The 12,248-nt window shown below is 74.2% G+C and carries 17 protein-coding genes; 7 read left to right on the forward strand and 10 right to left on the reverse strand.

What is annotated here, in order from left to right; genetic code table 11:
- A partial coding sequence (locus AC2CHG_RS07355) for an ADP-ribosylglycohydrolase family protein (protein WP_484524418.1) occupies positions 1–439 on the reverse strand: 439 nt, incomplete at its 3' end.
- Positions 440–512: 73 nt separating this feature from the next.
- On the opposite strand from AC2CHG_RS07355, the gene AC2CHG_RS07360 reads away from it, so the two are divergent.
- The 3 genes from AC2CHG_RS07360 (at position 513) to AC2CHG_RS07370 (ending at position 3,127) form a co-directional block, all read left to right on the forward strand.
- The gene (locus AC2CHG_RS07360; protein ID WP_013285422.1) at positions 513–1,202 is read left to right on the forward strand and encodes a response regulator transcription factor; all 690 of its coding nucleotides are present in this window, start codon (positions 513–515) and stop codon (positions 1,200–1,202) included.
- A gap of 29 nt (positions 1,203–1,231) precedes the next feature.
- Complete coding sequence (locus tag AC2CHG_RS07365) at positions 1,232–2,623, forward strand: HAMP domain-containing sensor histidine kinase (protein WP_484524430.1); 1,392 nt, start codon at positions 1,232–1,234, stop codon at positions 2,621–2,623.
- Between the two features lie 228 nt (positions 2,624–2,851).
- Positions 2,852–3,127: a hypothetical protein gene (locus AC2CHG_RS07370; protein WP_135239358.1), complete on the forward strand. Its 276-nt coding sequence runs from the start codon at positions 2,852–2,854 to the stop codon at positions 3,125–3,127.
- Here AC2CHG_RS07370 and AC2CHG_RS07375 read toward each other — a convergent pair.
- Both AC2CHG_RS07375 and AC2CHG_RS07380 read right to left on the reverse strand, forming a co-directional pair.
- A complete protein-coding gene (locus tag AC2CHG_RS07375; RefSeq protein WP_194801027.1) occupies positions 3,084–4,109 on the reverse strand; it encodes an adenosine deaminase in 1,026 nt (341 codons plus the stop codon). The two genes, AC2CHG_RS07370 and AC2CHG_RS07375, sit on opposite strands and share 44 nt — an antisense overlap.
- Positions 4,106–4,897: a trans-aconitate 2-methyltransferase gene (locus tag AC2CHG_RS07380; protein WP_484524419.1), complete on the reverse strand. Its 792-nt coding sequence runs from the start codon at positions 4,895–4,897 to the stop codon at positions 4,106–4,108. The genes AC2CHG_RS07375 and AC2CHG_RS07380 overlap by 4 nt, the downstream gene beginning before the upstream one ends.
- A gap of 84 nt (positions 4,898–4,981) precedes the next feature.
- Between AC2CHG_RS07380 and AC2CHG_RS07385 the strand changes: the two genes are divergently transcribed.
- Together AC2CHG_RS07385 and AC2CHG_RS07390 are read left to right on the forward strand one after the other, a co-directional pair.
- Complete coding sequence (locus tag AC2CHG_RS07385) at positions 4,982–5,965, forward strand: aldo/keto reductase (protein ID WP_262012344.1); 984 nt, start codon at positions 4,982–4,984, stop codon at positions 5,963–5,965.
- Between the two features lie 76 nt (positions 5,966–6,041).
- Positions 6,042–6,233: a hypothetical protein gene (locus tag AC2CHG_RS07390; protein ID WP_262012343.1), complete on the forward strand. Its 192-nt coding sequence runs from the start codon at positions 6,042–6,044 to the stop codon at positions 6,231–6,233.
- A gap of 79 nt (positions 6,234–6,312) precedes the next feature.
- Here the strand turns inward: AC2CHG_RS07390 and AC2CHG_RS07395 are convergent, their stop codons facing one another.
- The 7 genes from AC2CHG_RS07395 to AC2CHG_RS07425 all read right to left on the reverse strand — a co-directional run bounded on the left by AC2CHG_RS07395 (position 6,313) and on the right by AC2CHG_RS07425 (position 10,605).
- Positions 6,313–6,516, reverse strand: a complete 204-nt coding sequence (locus AC2CHG_RS07395; RefSeq protein WP_007075740.1) for a cold-shock protein — start codon at positions 6,514–6,516, stop codon at positions 6,313–6,315.
- Between the two features lie 288 nt (positions 6,517–6,804).
- A complete protein-coding gene (locus AC2CHG_RS07400; protein ID WP_013285416.1) occupies positions 6,805–7,077 on the reverse strand; it encodes a DUF4235 domain-containing protein in 273 nt (90 codons plus the stop codon).
- Positions 7,074–7,415: a DUF3618 domain-containing protein gene (locus AC2CHG_RS07405; RefSeq protein WP_355507738.1), complete on the reverse strand. Its 342-nt coding sequence runs from the start codon at positions 7,413–7,415 to the stop codon at positions 7,074–7,076. Before AC2CHG_RS07405 ends, AC2CHG_RS07400 begins: the two co-directional genes overlap by 4 nt.
- Complete coding sequence (locus tag AC2CHG_RS07410; RefSeq protein ID WP_013474843.1) at positions 7,412–7,846, reverse strand: phage holin family protein; 435 nt, start codon at positions 7,844–7,846, stop codon at positions 7,412–7,414. Before AC2CHG_RS07410 ends, AC2CHG_RS07405 begins: the two co-directional genes overlap by 4 nt.
- A 238-nt stretch (positions 7,847–8,084) precedes the next feature.
- Positions 8,085–9,281: a mechanosensitive ion channel family protein gene (locus AC2CHG_RS07415; protein ID WP_366619237.1), complete on the reverse strand. Its 1,197-nt coding sequence runs from the start codon at positions 9,279–9,281 to the stop codon at positions 8,085–8,087.
- Between the two features lie 77 nt (positions 9,282–9,358).
- Positions 9,359–10,180 carry a DUF1206 domain-containing protein gene (locus AC2CHG_RS07420; RefSeq protein WP_262012340.1) on the reverse strand — a complete coding sequence of 274 codons (822 nt, stop codon included), beginning with the start codon at positions 10,178–10,180 and terminating at the stop codon, positions 9,359–9,361.
- Between the two features lie 65 nt (positions 10,181–10,245).
- Positions 10,246–10,605 (reverse strand): hypothetical protein, encoded by a 360-nt coding sequence (locus AC2CHG_RS07425; RefSeq protein ID WP_262012339.1) that lies wholly within the window; start codon positions 10,603–10,605, stop codon positions 10,246–10,248.
- A 98-nt stretch (positions 10,606–10,703) separates the two neighbouring features.
- Between AC2CHG_RS07425 and AC2CHG_RS07430 the strand changes: the two genes are divergently transcribed.
- Both AC2CHG_RS07430 and AC2CHG_RS07435 read left to right on the forward strand, forming a co-directional pair.
- The gene (locus AC2CHG_RS07430) at positions 10,704–11,930 is read left to right on the forward strand and encodes a cysteine desulfurase-like protein (RefSeq protein WP_366619235.1); all 1,227 of its coding nucleotides are present in this window, start codon (positions 10,704–10,706) and stop codon (positions 11,928–11,930) included.
- Positions 11,927–12,214 (forward strand): GNAT family N-acetyltransferase, encoded by a 288-nt coding sequence (locus AC2CHG_RS07435; RefSeq protein ID WP_366619233.1) that lies wholly within the window; start codon positions 11,927–11,929, stop codon positions 12,212–12,214. Before AC2CHG_RS07430 ends, AC2CHG_RS07435 begins: the two co-directional genes overlap by 4 nt.
- Positions 12,215–12,248 lie beyond the last annotated feature (34 nt).

Raw genomic sequence — 12,248 nt, forward strand, 5'->3', positions numbered from 1 at the left:
CGGCGGCGCGGCGGGTGGAGTCGGCGTGCCAGGCGCCGAGCGGCGCGACGCGCATCGCGGCGCCGTTGCCGCAGGAGCCCTGCCCGTCGAACGCGGACGCGGCGGCCACCGGCCAGGGCGTGCCGGTGCGGATCAGCCGCAGCACCGTCACCGTGCCCGGCCCGTACCCCCGGTACGGCTCGCAGCGCTGCGCGAACGCCAGCGCCAGCCGGTCCCGGTCGATGCGGCCGCCGGCGGCCAGCTCGGCCACCACCGAGCACGCCATCTCGGTGTCGTCGGTCCACTCCCAGGGTGGTTCGGGCAGCCGCCCGGCGGCGAGGTCGTCCGGGTGCCGGCCGGGGACGAAGAACTGGGAGCCGAGGGCGTCGCCCACCGACAGGCCGGCCAGCGCGTCGCGGGCGAGCGTGAGGCGGGTGTCGGGGAAGAGCGTGAACGTCATCGCCGTCCCAGCTTGCCCGCTTCCCCGGACCGCCGCAACGCGACCGGCTTGCCACGCCGAGTACGGTGCTGACGTGGCAACCGTCCTGCTGGTCGAAGACGACCACGTCGTGCGCGGCGCCATGCTGCGGTCGCTGACCGACCGGGGGCACGCGGTGCACGCCGTCGGCACCGCGCTGGACGCGCTGCGCCGGGTCGCCGCGGAGACACCGGACCTGGTGGTGCTCGACCTCGGTCTGCCCGACCTGGACGGCTCGGACGCGCTGCGCATGCTGCGCGGCATCACCGACGTGCCGATCATCATCGCCACCGCCCGCGACGACGAGCAGTCGGTGGTGCGGCTGCTGCGCGCCGGCGCGGACGACTACATGGTCAAGCCGTTCACCGGGGCGCACCTGGACGCCCGGATCACCACCGTGCTGCGCCGGGCCGGCCGGGCCAGCCGTACCGTCGCGCCTGCCGTGCACACGGTCGGCGGCCTGCGCGTCGACGTGGGCGAGCGCAGCGCGGTGCTGGACGGGGAGGCGCTGGCGCTGACCCGCAAGGAATTCGACCTGCTGGCGTATCTCGCCGCGCGTCCCGGCCGGGTAGTGTCCCGGCGGGAACTCTTGGAGGAGGTATGGCGGCAGCCATCGGTCGGCGAGGACCAGACCATCGACGTTCACCTGTACTGGCTCCGCCGCAAAATGGGCGAGTCCGCGGCGAAGCCGCGTTACCTGCGCACCGTGCGGGGGGTCGGCTTCCGGCTGGTGGCGCCGGACTGAGGTTCAGCCTCGCCGGGCTCACCGCGGGGCTGTGCGGCCTGATCGCGCTCGCCTTCCTCATCCCGCTCGGGCTGACCCTCGCCGACCGGACCCGGGAGGCGGAGCTGGCCGACGCGGCCCGCCGGGCCGCGCTGGTGACCGGGGCGCTCGCGGTCAGCACCGACACCGCGACCATCGAACGGGCGGTGGCCGCCGCCGCCGGCGACGATCCGGCCATGCGGCCGGTCGTGCACGGCATCGGCGCGGACGAGTCCGCCGGACGCGCCGACCCGCGGGTGCTCGCCGACGCCGCCGCGCAGCGGCAGTCGGTGGTGACCGACGTGGACGGCGGGGTGCTGCGGCTGGACCCGGTGGTGCTCGGTGACCGGGTCGCCGTGGTGGAGGTGTTCGTCCCCGACGAGGTGCTCGACTCCGGCGGCGGCGGGCGGTGGCTGCTGCTGTTCGCGATCGGCGTGGCGCTTGTCGGCGCGGCGGTCGCCGTGGTCGACCGGGTGGCGGCACGGGCCGTGGACGCCACCGGCGATCTGGTCAAGGCGGCGCTCGCGGTGGGCGACGGCGAGCTGGGGGTACGGGTCGAGCCGACCGGCCCGCGTGAGCTGGCCGAGGCCGGGCACGCGTTCAACCGGATGACGGAACGGCTGGTGGCGCTGCGTGCCGACGAGCACGAACTGGTCGCCGACCTGTCGCACCGGCTCCGTACGCCGCTGACCGCGCTGCGGCTGGACGCCGAGGCGCTGGAGTCCGACGACACGAGCATCGGCACGTTCAGCGAGGCGGAGCTGGACCGGCGACGCGGCATCCGGCGGATCCGGCAGGCGATCGTCACGCTGGAGGGCGAGGTCGACCAGCTCATCAAGACGACCCGCAAGGCGGTCGCCCAGGAGTCGGCGCCGGCGTCGTGCGACGTGAGCGAGGTGGTCCGGGACCGGATGGTCTTCTGGTCGGCGCTGGCCGGGGACCAGAACCGGCCGCACCGGGTGGTCGGGGCGCAGTTCCGCATCCCGGCGCCGGTGCCCCGCGCCGAACTGGCCGCCGCGCTGGACGCGGTGATCGGCAACGTGTTCCGGTACACGCCGCAGGGCACCGCGTTCGAGGTGGCGGTGAGCCGCCGGGACGGCTGGGTGGCGATCCGCATCGACGACGCCGGCCCGGGCATCGCCGACCCGGACCGGGCGCTGCGCCGGGGTGAGAGCGACAAGGGCTCGACCGGGCTCGGGCTGGACATCGCCAAGCGGGTCGCGTTGCAGGCGAACGGTTCGGTGAGCATCGACCGGGCCCGGCTCGGCGGGGCGAGCGTGGTGATGCTGCTGGCCGACCCGGATGCGGCACCCCGGCAGGTGAACCGGTTCGGGCTGGTCGGGCGGATGGCCCGGGAGGCCCGCGAGCCGCGTGCCGGGCGGCGCTGGCCGCGCCCGCGCTGACCCGTGGCTGTGTACGGGCGCAAGTTCTCCTTAAAGGTGGTTTAACGACGGCCGGAAAACCGGCGTGAACTGCCAGGATCGCTGACAGAACCCATCAGTTCCGTCGGCCGGGACGCCCCGTAAGACCTTCCGGCCGACGGATCATGCGCGCGGCGGGAGTCCGGTCCCCCCACACCTCGCTCCCGTCGCGCGCGCTCTCCCGTCGATCCCGGGCGCGAGGTGACCGTCATGCCACCGGCCGTCAGTCGTCTGCTCCGCTGGGCCGCCGTCATCGGCCTGGGCATCGCGCTCACGCTCGCGGTCTGGCAGGACCCGGTGCTCGCGCACGGGCCCGTCCGGCCCGCGCCCGCCGCTCCCGGTCCCACCGTCGCGCTCACCGTGCTCGCGCTGTCCGCGATGCTGCTGACCGCGCGGCGCCGGCCGCCCCGGGGATCCCGGCGGCCGGCACCGGTACGGCCGCTCAGCGTGCCGCGCTCCCCAGGTACGCGTCGATCTCGGCGGTGATCCGGGCCTGCTCGGCCGGCGTCAGGAACGCGGCGGCCACGGCGTCGCGGGCCAGCGCGGCGACCCCGTCGGGGCCGAGCCGCAGCAGCCGGGCGGCCACCGCGTACTCGTCGTTGAGCGTGGTGCCGAACATCGGCGGGTCGTCGGAGTTGATGCTGACCGGCACGCCGGCCTCGACGATCCGGGGCAGCGGGTGCGCGTCCAGGCTGGGCACGGCCCGGGTGCGCACGTTGGACGTCGGGGAGATCTCCAGCGGGATCCGCCGCTCGGCGAGGTAGGTCAGCAGCGCCGGGTCCTGCGCGGCGGAGATGCCGTGGCCGATCCGCTCGGCGCCCAGCTCGCGCAGCGCGTCCCAGATCGTCTCCGGGCCGGTGGTCTCGCCGGCGTGCGGCACCGAGCGCAGCCCGGCGGCCCGCGCCTGGTCGAACCAGGGCTTGAACTGCGGCCGGGGCACCCCGATCTCGGGGCCACCGAGGCCGAAGCTGACCAGCCCGTCGGGTCGTTCGTCGAGCGCGATCCGCAGCGTCTGCTCGGCGGCGGGCAGGCCGGCCTCGCCGGGGATGTCGAAGCACCAGCGCAACGCGATGCCGAAGTCGGCCTCGGCGCGCTTGCGGGCGTCCTCGATCGCCTCGCAGAACGCCGGCGCCGGGATGCCGCGGTTGACGTGCGAGTACGGCGTGACGGTCAGCTCGGCGTAGCGGACCTGCTGGCGGGCCAGTTCCCGGGCGACCTCGTGGGTGAGCAGCCAGACGTCGTCGGCGTCGCGGATGAGGTCCACCACGCTGAGGTAGACCTCGATGAAGTGGGCGAAGTCGCGGAACGCGAAGTAGTCGGCGAGCGCCTCCGGGTCGGCCGGGACGGGGCTGCGCCCCTCGTGCCGGGCGGCCAGCTCGGCGACGATCCGGGGCGAGGCCGAGCCGACGTGGTGCACGTGCAGCTCCACCTTTGGCAGTCCGGCGATGAAGGTGGGCAGGTCGGTCACGAGTTCTCCTCTGCGCGGGCGCCGGTGCGGGCCACCATGAAGATCCGGCGGAACGGGAAGTACACCTGACCCTGCCGCACCGGGTACGCCTGCGCGAGCCGTACCCCCAGCTCGGCGCGGAAGGCGGCCCAGCCGGCGGCGTCCAGCGCGGCGCGGACCGGGCGCAGCGCGGTGCCCTCCATCCAGGCCAGCACCGGGTGGTCGGCGCCGGAGGCGGGCAGCAGATGCACGTACGTAGTCTCCCAGGCGTCGACCGCGCAGCCCGCGTCGGTCAGCAGCGTGGCGTACCCGACCGGCTCGTCGACGGGGGCCTCGCGCAGCTTCCCGGCGAGCGCGTCGCGCCACCGGTCCTGCGCGGCGACCGAGCGCAGCAGCCGGTGTGACGGTGCGTCGAAGTTGCCGGGTACCTGGAACGCCAGCCAGGCGCCGGCCGGCAGCGCGCCCGCCCAGCGGCGGAGCAGGTCGCGGTGTTCCGGCACCCACTGGAGCACGGCGTTGCCGACCAGCACGTCCACGTCGGACTCCGGCCGCCAGTCGCGGACGTCGGCGACCGCGTAGCCGACCGGTCCGCCCTCGGCGGCCGCCCGGGCGATCATCTCCGGGGAGGAGTCCAGGCCGGTGACTCGGCTGCCGGGCCAGCGGGCGGCGAGCGTGGCGGTGAGGGTGCCGGGGCCGCAGCCGAGGTCGACCACGGCGCGCGGGTGCTCGGCGCCGACGCGGGCCAGCAGGTCGTGGAACGGCCGGGAGCGCTCGTCGCCGTAGCGCAGGTAGGTGCGCGGATCCCACATGACAGCCTCCAAACCGTACGTACGTCTTGTTAGACGGTACGGCCCGGCGCGCGCCACGGCAAGCCGCTCACTAGGCTCGACCGGGTGGAACAGCGCAGCTTCGACCGGCTCGGCCGGCACGTCGGCATCATCGGACTCGGCGCGTGGCAGCTCGGCGCGGACTGGGGCGAGGTCAGCGAGGACGCGGCGCTCGCCGTCCTGGCCACCGCCGTCGACGCGGGCGTCACCTTCCTGGACACCGCCGACGTGTACGGCGACGGCCGCAGCGAGGCCCTGATCGGCCGGTTCCTGCGCGCCCGCCCCGGGCACGGGCTCACCGTCGCCACCAAGATGGGCCGCCGGGTGGAGCAGACGCCCGAGGCGTACACCCTGGACAACTTCCGGGCCTGGACCGACCGGTCCCGGGCCAACCTCGGCGTCGACACGCTCGACCTGGTGCAGCTGCACTGCCCACCCACTGCCGTCTTCGCCGACGACCGGGTCTTCGACGCGCTCGACACGCTCGTCGCCGAGGGCCGCGTGGCCGGGTACGGCGTCAGCGTGGAGACCTGCGACCAGGCGCTCACCGCCATCGCCCGGCCCGGTGTGGCGAGCGTGCAGATCATCCTCAACGCGATCCGGCACAAGCCGCTGGAGCGGGTGCTGCCCGCCGCCGCTGCCGCCGGGGTCGGGATCATCGCCCGGGTGCCGCTGGCCAGCGGCCTGCTCTCCGGGCGGTACGACGAGAACACCACCTTCCCGGCGAACGACCACCGCACGTTCAACCGGCACGGCGAGTCGTTCGACGTCGGCGAGACGTTCTCCGGCGTGGACTACGACAGCGGCCTGGAGGCGGTACGCCGGCTCGCGCCGCTGGTCGGCGACGACCGCACGATGGCGCAGTTCGCGCTGCGGTGGGTCCTCGACCAGCCCGGCGTGACCGTGGTGATCCCCGGCGCCCGCTCCCCCGAGCAGGCACGGCGCAACGCCGAGGCGGCCGGGCAGCCGGCACTGACCGAGGTGGAGCTGGCCGCGGTGCGGGCCACATACGACGAGCTGATCCGCCCGCAGGTGCACGACCGGTGGTGAACCGGCCGCGCGGCGCGGCGTCGCCGGGCGCCGGCGGCAGGCATGCTGAAGCGGGACTGTCGTCGGAGGGGGAACGATGAGGGGTTGGTTCCGGCTCACCCTGGGGCTGCTCGCCGTGGTGATCGGTGCGTTGTGGACGGTGCTCGGCCTCGGCTACGTCGAGGGCAGCGTCATGAGCGACCAGCGGATCTGGGCGATGGTCGGCCCGGTGCTGGTCCTGTTCGGACTGGCCGGGCTCTGGTGGGGCATGCGGGCGCGACGCCGCTGAGGCGCGGCAAGGCGAAGCCCCGCCTCCCGTACGGGATGCGGGGCTTCCGGCACCGGCCGGCGCGGCCGGTGCGGTCAGCTCAGATGGGGCGGACCTGCTCGGCCTGCGGACCCTTCTGACCCTGGGCGATCTCGAACTCCACCCGCTGGTTCTCCTCCAGCGTGCGGTAGCCGCTGGTCTGGATGGCCGAGAAGTGGACGAACACGTCAGCACCCCCGCCGTCGACGGTGATGAAGCCGAAGCCCTTGTCAGCGTTGAACCACTTCACGGTTCCCTGCGCCATGTGTATCTCCTTCTAAAACTGGCGGCCGAGCACGCCGTGCGGCCGATTGGCCGTTTTCGAGCAGCGGTGCCTGAGGCGGCCCCCAATGCAGGAGACTTCTCTCAACCCACGCGTCTCTCAACAGCGTGAGAAAGCAAACCACGTACGCAAAAACTTCGCACAGCCTAGCGGACGAAATTCTCCGACATGTGACCTGAAGGTCGCGCGGACGGCGCTGCGCGGCCCCGCCGGAGCCATGCGAAAGGCCCCCTCCCCGCGCTCGGGAAAGGGGCCTTTCCGGCCTTTTCGTCAGTCCGGCCAGCGACCGGTCAGCCGGCGTACACCCACCGCCCCGCCCCGGTCGACGGCGGCCCGCACCACCGAGAAGATGGCCCCCTGCAGGGCCGCGGCGGCCAGCACCTCGCCCCAGCGGCGGTCCTCGTCGGTGGCGCTCGGCGCCTCGCCGTCGCCCGCCGTCACCTTCCAGACCTGACGGAAGATCGCCCCGGCGACAGCACCGGCGGCCAGGCCGAGCAGCACCCCCACCGGCTTGTACGCCGCCTTGCCGACCCTGCCGCTCACCTGCGCCTCCCTCGGACGATCACCAACACCACGGCGGTCACCAGCGCGCCGGCCGCGATCGCCGCCCACGGCAACGGGTTGCGCCCGACCGCCTCACCCTTCTCGTACGCCTGCGCCCGGACCAGCCGGGCCCGCTGGGCCGCCCGCCCGCGCACCCGGGCCGCGGTCAGCGACGCCTGCTCGCGCATCCGCGCCTTCGCCGCCTCGGCGGAGTGCCGCACCAGCGCCTTCGGATCGGCCCTGGCCGCGAGCAGCTCCATCGTCTCACCGAGCTCCACCCGGGTCCGGCGGATCTCCTCCCGGAGCGCCGCCACGTCCCCGGTCCCGTTACCGGTCATGCCCGCCTCCCGTCCTTCACCGCGGCGGTGACCGTGTCGACGTCCGCCCGCACGCTGCGGACCGCCGCCTCAGGCACCGGCGGGACGGCACGGCTGACCTGCTTCTTGCCCACCAGCGCCAGGATCCCGGCGAGCAGGAACAGCGCCACCGCCACGATCAGGGCGGCCAGCCACGCCGGCATGACAAGCGCCAGCAGCAGGATCACGGTGGCGACCAGGGCGCCCGCGCCGTAGAGCGCCATTACCCCGCCGCCGCCGAACAGACCGATCCCGATCCCGGCGTGCTTGCCCTTCTGGGTCAGCTCCGCGCGGGCCAGGGCCAGTTCGTCCCGCACCAGGCGGGTGACCTGCTCGGTGGCGCGCTGTACCAGTTCGGCGGTGGACGGCTCGCTCCCGGTCCGCGACGTGCTGCGACTCGCGACGTCAGCCATGCTGTCCTCCTTTCGTCATCACCGCGCTGTATGCCCGGAGTCGCCGCCCGTCAATCCTGCGCGGAGCAGCCGGTCCGCCCGGCCACGCGCCGCCGGGATCGGGTGCCGGGCACCGGATCCGGGGCGTGCGCACCACGTCCCCCGCAACCGCCCGGCCAAACCCGTCCGGCCGCAAAGCCGCCCGGACGCGGGAACCCCCGGCGCCGTGGGCGGCCCGGGGCTCCGATCGGGTACGGGATCAGCGACGCGCCTCGGCGTGCTCCTCCCGGCCCACGAACGCCTCACTGCGGGCCTCGCCGTCGTCGCTGCCGCCGAAGACACGCGCGTCGTCGGGCGCCTCGGTGTCGACCGCGCGGCGGACCGGGCGGCGGGGCGGCACCGCCTGCCAGGGCAGCGGGCCGGCGGTGTCGCCCACCTCGGCGCGCAGCCGGGGCAGGGCGGTCGGGCGCTGGTCGCGTACCCAGGTCACCAGGTGCTCGCGGACCAGGCACCGCAGATCCCACAGGCTGCCCGCGTCGGCGGCGCTGACCAGCGCGCGGACCTTGACCATGCCGCCCGTCGCATCGGTCACCTGGAGCACGCAGACCCGGCCGTCCCACAGCTCGGTGCCCTCGCACAGGCGGCGCAGCTCCTCCCGCATCGCCTGCACCGGGACGGCCCAGTCCAGCTCGAACTCGGCGGTGCCGAGCACCGCCGCCTCGGTCCGGGTCCAGTTCTGGAACGGCCGGCTGGTGAAGTACGAGGTGGGCAGGATCAGCCGGCGGTCGTCCCAGACCTGCACCACCACGTAGCTGAGCGTCAGCTCCTCGATCCGGCCCCACTCCCCCTCGACCACCACCACGTCGTCCAGGCGTACCGCGTCGCTGAACGCGAGCTGGAGACCGGCGAAGACGTTGGCGAGCAGGCTCTGCGCGGCCAGCGCGGCGACCGCGGCGATCACACCGGCGGAGGTCAGCACACCGGCGCCGACCCCGCGTACGGCCGGGAACGTCATCAGCATCACGCCGACCGTGAGGATCACGATCACCGCGATGGTCAGCCGGCGCAGCAGCACCACCTGGGTCCGCACCCGGCGGGCGTGCCTGTTGTTCGGCACGTCGACCCGGAACCGGGCCAGCGCGGTGTCCTCCGCCACCACCAGCAGCGAGGCCACCAGCCAGGCGGTGGCGGCGATCGTCGCGAGCACCAGCGTGTGCAGGACGAACTGCCGCCACGGGCTGCCGACCGCGTACGCGGTGGTGAACCGGACCGCGAACTGCACCGCGGCCACGGTGAGGGCGAGCTGGAACGCGCGGTGCGCGTGCTCGGTCAGCTCAGTCATCAGCAGCGAGCGGCGGCCGAGGCGGCGGATGACGCGGTGCACCACCTGGGCCAGCACCAACGCGATCGCCGCCGCGGCGAGCGCGGCGGCGACTGTCACGACGTAACTCTGCACGAACTCTCTCTCCCTCCGACCGGGCGGGAATCGGGCAAAGGCCCAATGGTGCCCGGCGGCCCGGGTATCGACCAGGATCAGACCTTGCGGTACCGGGACTGGAAGAAGCAGTAGACACCGAACGCGGCGATGCCGAGCGCCATGAGCGCCAGCAGCCACGGCCCGTACGACTGGTCGCGCAGCGTCCGCAGGGCGGCGTCGAGGCCACGCGCCTTCTCCGGGTCGTAGTTCACCGCGGCGACGACGACAAGCACGCCGGCGACGGCGAACACGGCGCCCCGGGAGGCGTACCCGGCCATGCCGAGCCGACGGGTGAGCTGGCGGGTCTTCGGGCTCATCTCGCCGGTCTTGAGGTTGCGCTCGAACTTCTTCTTCAGGCCGTAGATCACCATGCCGACGCCGAGCGCGGCGAGCGCGAGCCCGGCCAGCCCGACCAGCCACCGGCCGCCGTCGGAGGCCATCAGCTTCTCGGAGAGCTGCTGCTGCTGGTCCGAGGCGTTGGAGCTGGCGTCCTGGAAGACCTTGATCGCGGTCCAGCCCAGCCAGACGAACACGACGACCCGGACCACCGAGGCGATCCGTTCGAACAGTCGTTCCTTGCCGGTCCTGGACACGTGGCCGGAGATCGCCTCGAAGGCCTGCCAGATCGCCATGGCGAACAGGCCGACCGCCATCGCGATCAGGAGGAACTTCCCGAGCGGCTGTTCACCGAGGGTGCGCAGCGCGCCGTTCTGGTTACCCTCCTCGCCCGAGTTCCCGAAGGCGATCTGCAGCGCCAGCCAGGCGAGGAGCAGGTGCACGATTCCATATCCGATGAAGCCGCCACGGGTCAACAGTTCGAGCCACCGGCTGTTTCGAGCCTGGGCGGCGGTGGCTCCGGCGTTCCGGGTGAGAGACATGAGCCCTCAATCTCCCGGCGGGCGATTTTCCAAACGTCGCCGCCCGCCGGGACGGCCGAAACGGATCAGGCGCTCAGGTCGCGGGCGACCCGCACCACCACCTGCTGATCGTCGACGCTGTCCAGGCTGACCTGGAAGCCGGCGACCTCGGTGGCCTGCTGGCCCACGGTGAGCGAGAGCTGTTCCCCGGCGACCTCGACGGTCACCTGGTCGCCCTGGGCACCGATCAGCTTCGCCTCGACGCCGAGGATCCGGGCGCTGGCCTCCACGCCACGGTCGAAGGTGATCGTGCAGGCGTCCAGACCGCAGTCGGTCTCGGCACCTTCGGAACTGCATCCGGCGAGCAGTGCGGCGCCGAGGGCGAGACCGGCGAGCAGACCGGCGGCGCGGCGGGCGGGGGCGGAGGTGGCGCGTCGGATCGTCACCCGCCCAAGGATAGGCGGCGAACGCCACAGCGGCCTCGCGGGCGAGCGCGGGACGGCCACGCGGGCGGGGCGTCCGGGGTGCGCGCTAGGGTGCCGGAATGGCTTTCGACGTCGCCCGGGTCCGGGCCGCCTACCCTGCCCTGAGCGAGGGATTCGCCCACTTCGACGGCGCCGGGGGCACCCAGACCGCCGCCGCCGTCGTCGAGGCGGTGGCCGGGGCGATGCGCGCCGCGACTGGCAACCGCAGCACCGCCTTCCTGCCCGGCCGCCGGGCGCTGGACCTGGTCGCCGGGGCGCGGGCGGCGGTCGCCGACCTGCTCGGCGCGCAGCCGTCGGGCGTGGTGCTCGGGCCGAGCGCCACAGCGCTGACGTACACGCTGGCCCGGACGCTCGGCGCCGGCTGGCGTCCGGGCGACGAGGTGGTCGTCTCCCGGCTGGACCACGACGCGAACGTCCGCCCGTGGGTGCAGGCCGCGCAGGCGTCCGGCGCCACGGTGCGCTGGGCCGAGTTCGACCCGGCGACCGGTGAGCTGCCCGCCGGCCAGTACGCCGACCTGGTCACCGAGCGGACCCGGCTGGTCGCGGTGACCGCCGGCAGCAACGCGATCGGCACCGTGCCGGACGTGGCGGCGATCGCCAAGACCGCGCACGCCGCCGGCGCGCTGGTGTGCGTGGACGGCGTGCACTCGGTGCCGCACGGCCCGACCGACCTGGCCTCGCTCGGCGCGGACTTCCTGGTGACCAGCGCGTACAAGTGGTCGGGGCCGCACCTGGCGGCGATGGTCGCCGACCCGGCGCGGTGGGAGGCGCTGCGCCCGGCGAAGCTCGTGCCCTCCGCCGACGCGGTGCCGGACCGGTTCGAGTACGGCACGCCGAGCTTCCCGCTGCTGGCCGGGGTGACCGCCGCGGTGGACCACCTGGCCGGCCTGGACCCGGAGGCGACCGGCGACCGGCGGGAGCGGGTACGCGCCGGGCTGGCCGCCGCGCAGGCGCACGAGGAGGCGGTCTTCGACCGGTTGCTCGCCGGGCTGGCCGACCGCCGGTTCGTGACCGTGTACGGCGCACCCGCCCGGCGCTGCCCGACGGTGTCGTTCCGGGTGGCCGGAGCGAGCCCGGCGCAGACCGCGGCGGCGCTGGGCACGGCGGGCCTGTGCCTGTCGCACGGCGACTACTACGCCTACGAGTACTTCGAGGGCATGGGCCTGCGGGACAGCGGCGGGGCCGTGCGGGCGAGCGTATACCACTACAACACCGTCGACGAGGTGGACCGGCTGCTGGCCGAACTGGACCGGCTGGCCGGGCCCGGAGGGAGAATGATCCGGTGAGTTTTCTGGTCGAGGAGAACACCGCCGAGCGTCGCTTCGAGATCCTGGTGGACGACGCGCTGGCCGGGTTCACCGCGTACACGCCCCGGGGCGAGACGCTCGTGTTCACGCACACCGAGGTCGACGACCGGTTCCAGGGTCAGGGCGTCGGGGCCGCGCTGGTCCGGGGCGCGCTGGACCAGGTCCGCGCCCGGGGCGGCCGGATCGTGCCGCAGTGCCCGTTCGTGGCCTCGTTCATCGAGCGCCACCCGGAGTACGCCGACCTGGTGGCCGGCAAGCCGTGAGGCCCGGCCCGGCCGGGGGACCTCCCCACCCGGC

The sequence above is a fragment of the Micromonospora sp. ATLC20 genome, from assembly GCF_057196585.1.

Bases quoted from the DNA above. Each gene is read 5' to 3' on its own strand.
- AC2CHG_RS07380 (WP_484524419.1), bottom strand. From the start codon at position 4,897: ATGTGGGATCCGCGCACCTACCTGCGCTACGGCGACGAGCGCTCCCGG.
- AC2CHG_RS07410 (WP_013474843.1), bottom strand. From the start codon at position 7,846: ATGGCTGACGTCGCGAGTCGCAGCACGTCGCGGACCGGGAGCGAGCCG.
- AC2CHG_RS07420 (WP_262012340.1), bottom strand. From the start codon at position 10,180: ATGTCTCTCACCCGGAACGCCGGAGCCACCGCCGCCCAGGCTCGAAAC.
- AC2CHG_RS07370 (WP_135239358.1), top strand. From the start codon at position 2,852: ATGCCACCGGCCGTCAGTCGTCTGCTCCGCTGGGCCGCCGTCATCGGC.
- AC2CHG_RS07405 (WP_355507738.1), bottom strand. From the start codon at position 7,415: ATGACCGGTAACGGGACCGGGGACGTGGCGGCGCTCCGGGAGGAGATC.
- AC2CHG_RS07395 (WP_007075740.1), bottom strand. From the start codon at position 6,516: ATGGCGCAGGGAACCGTGAAGTGGTTCAACGCTGACAAGGGCTTCGGC.
- AC2CHG_RS07390 (WP_262012343.1), top strand. From the start codon at position 6,042: ATGAGGGGTTGGTTCCGGCTCACCCTGGGGCTGCTCGCCGTGGTGATC.
- AC2CHG_RS07430 (WP_366619235.1), top strand. From the start codon at position 10,704: ATGGCTTTCGACGTCGCCCGGGTCCGGGCCGCCTACCCTGCCCTGAGC.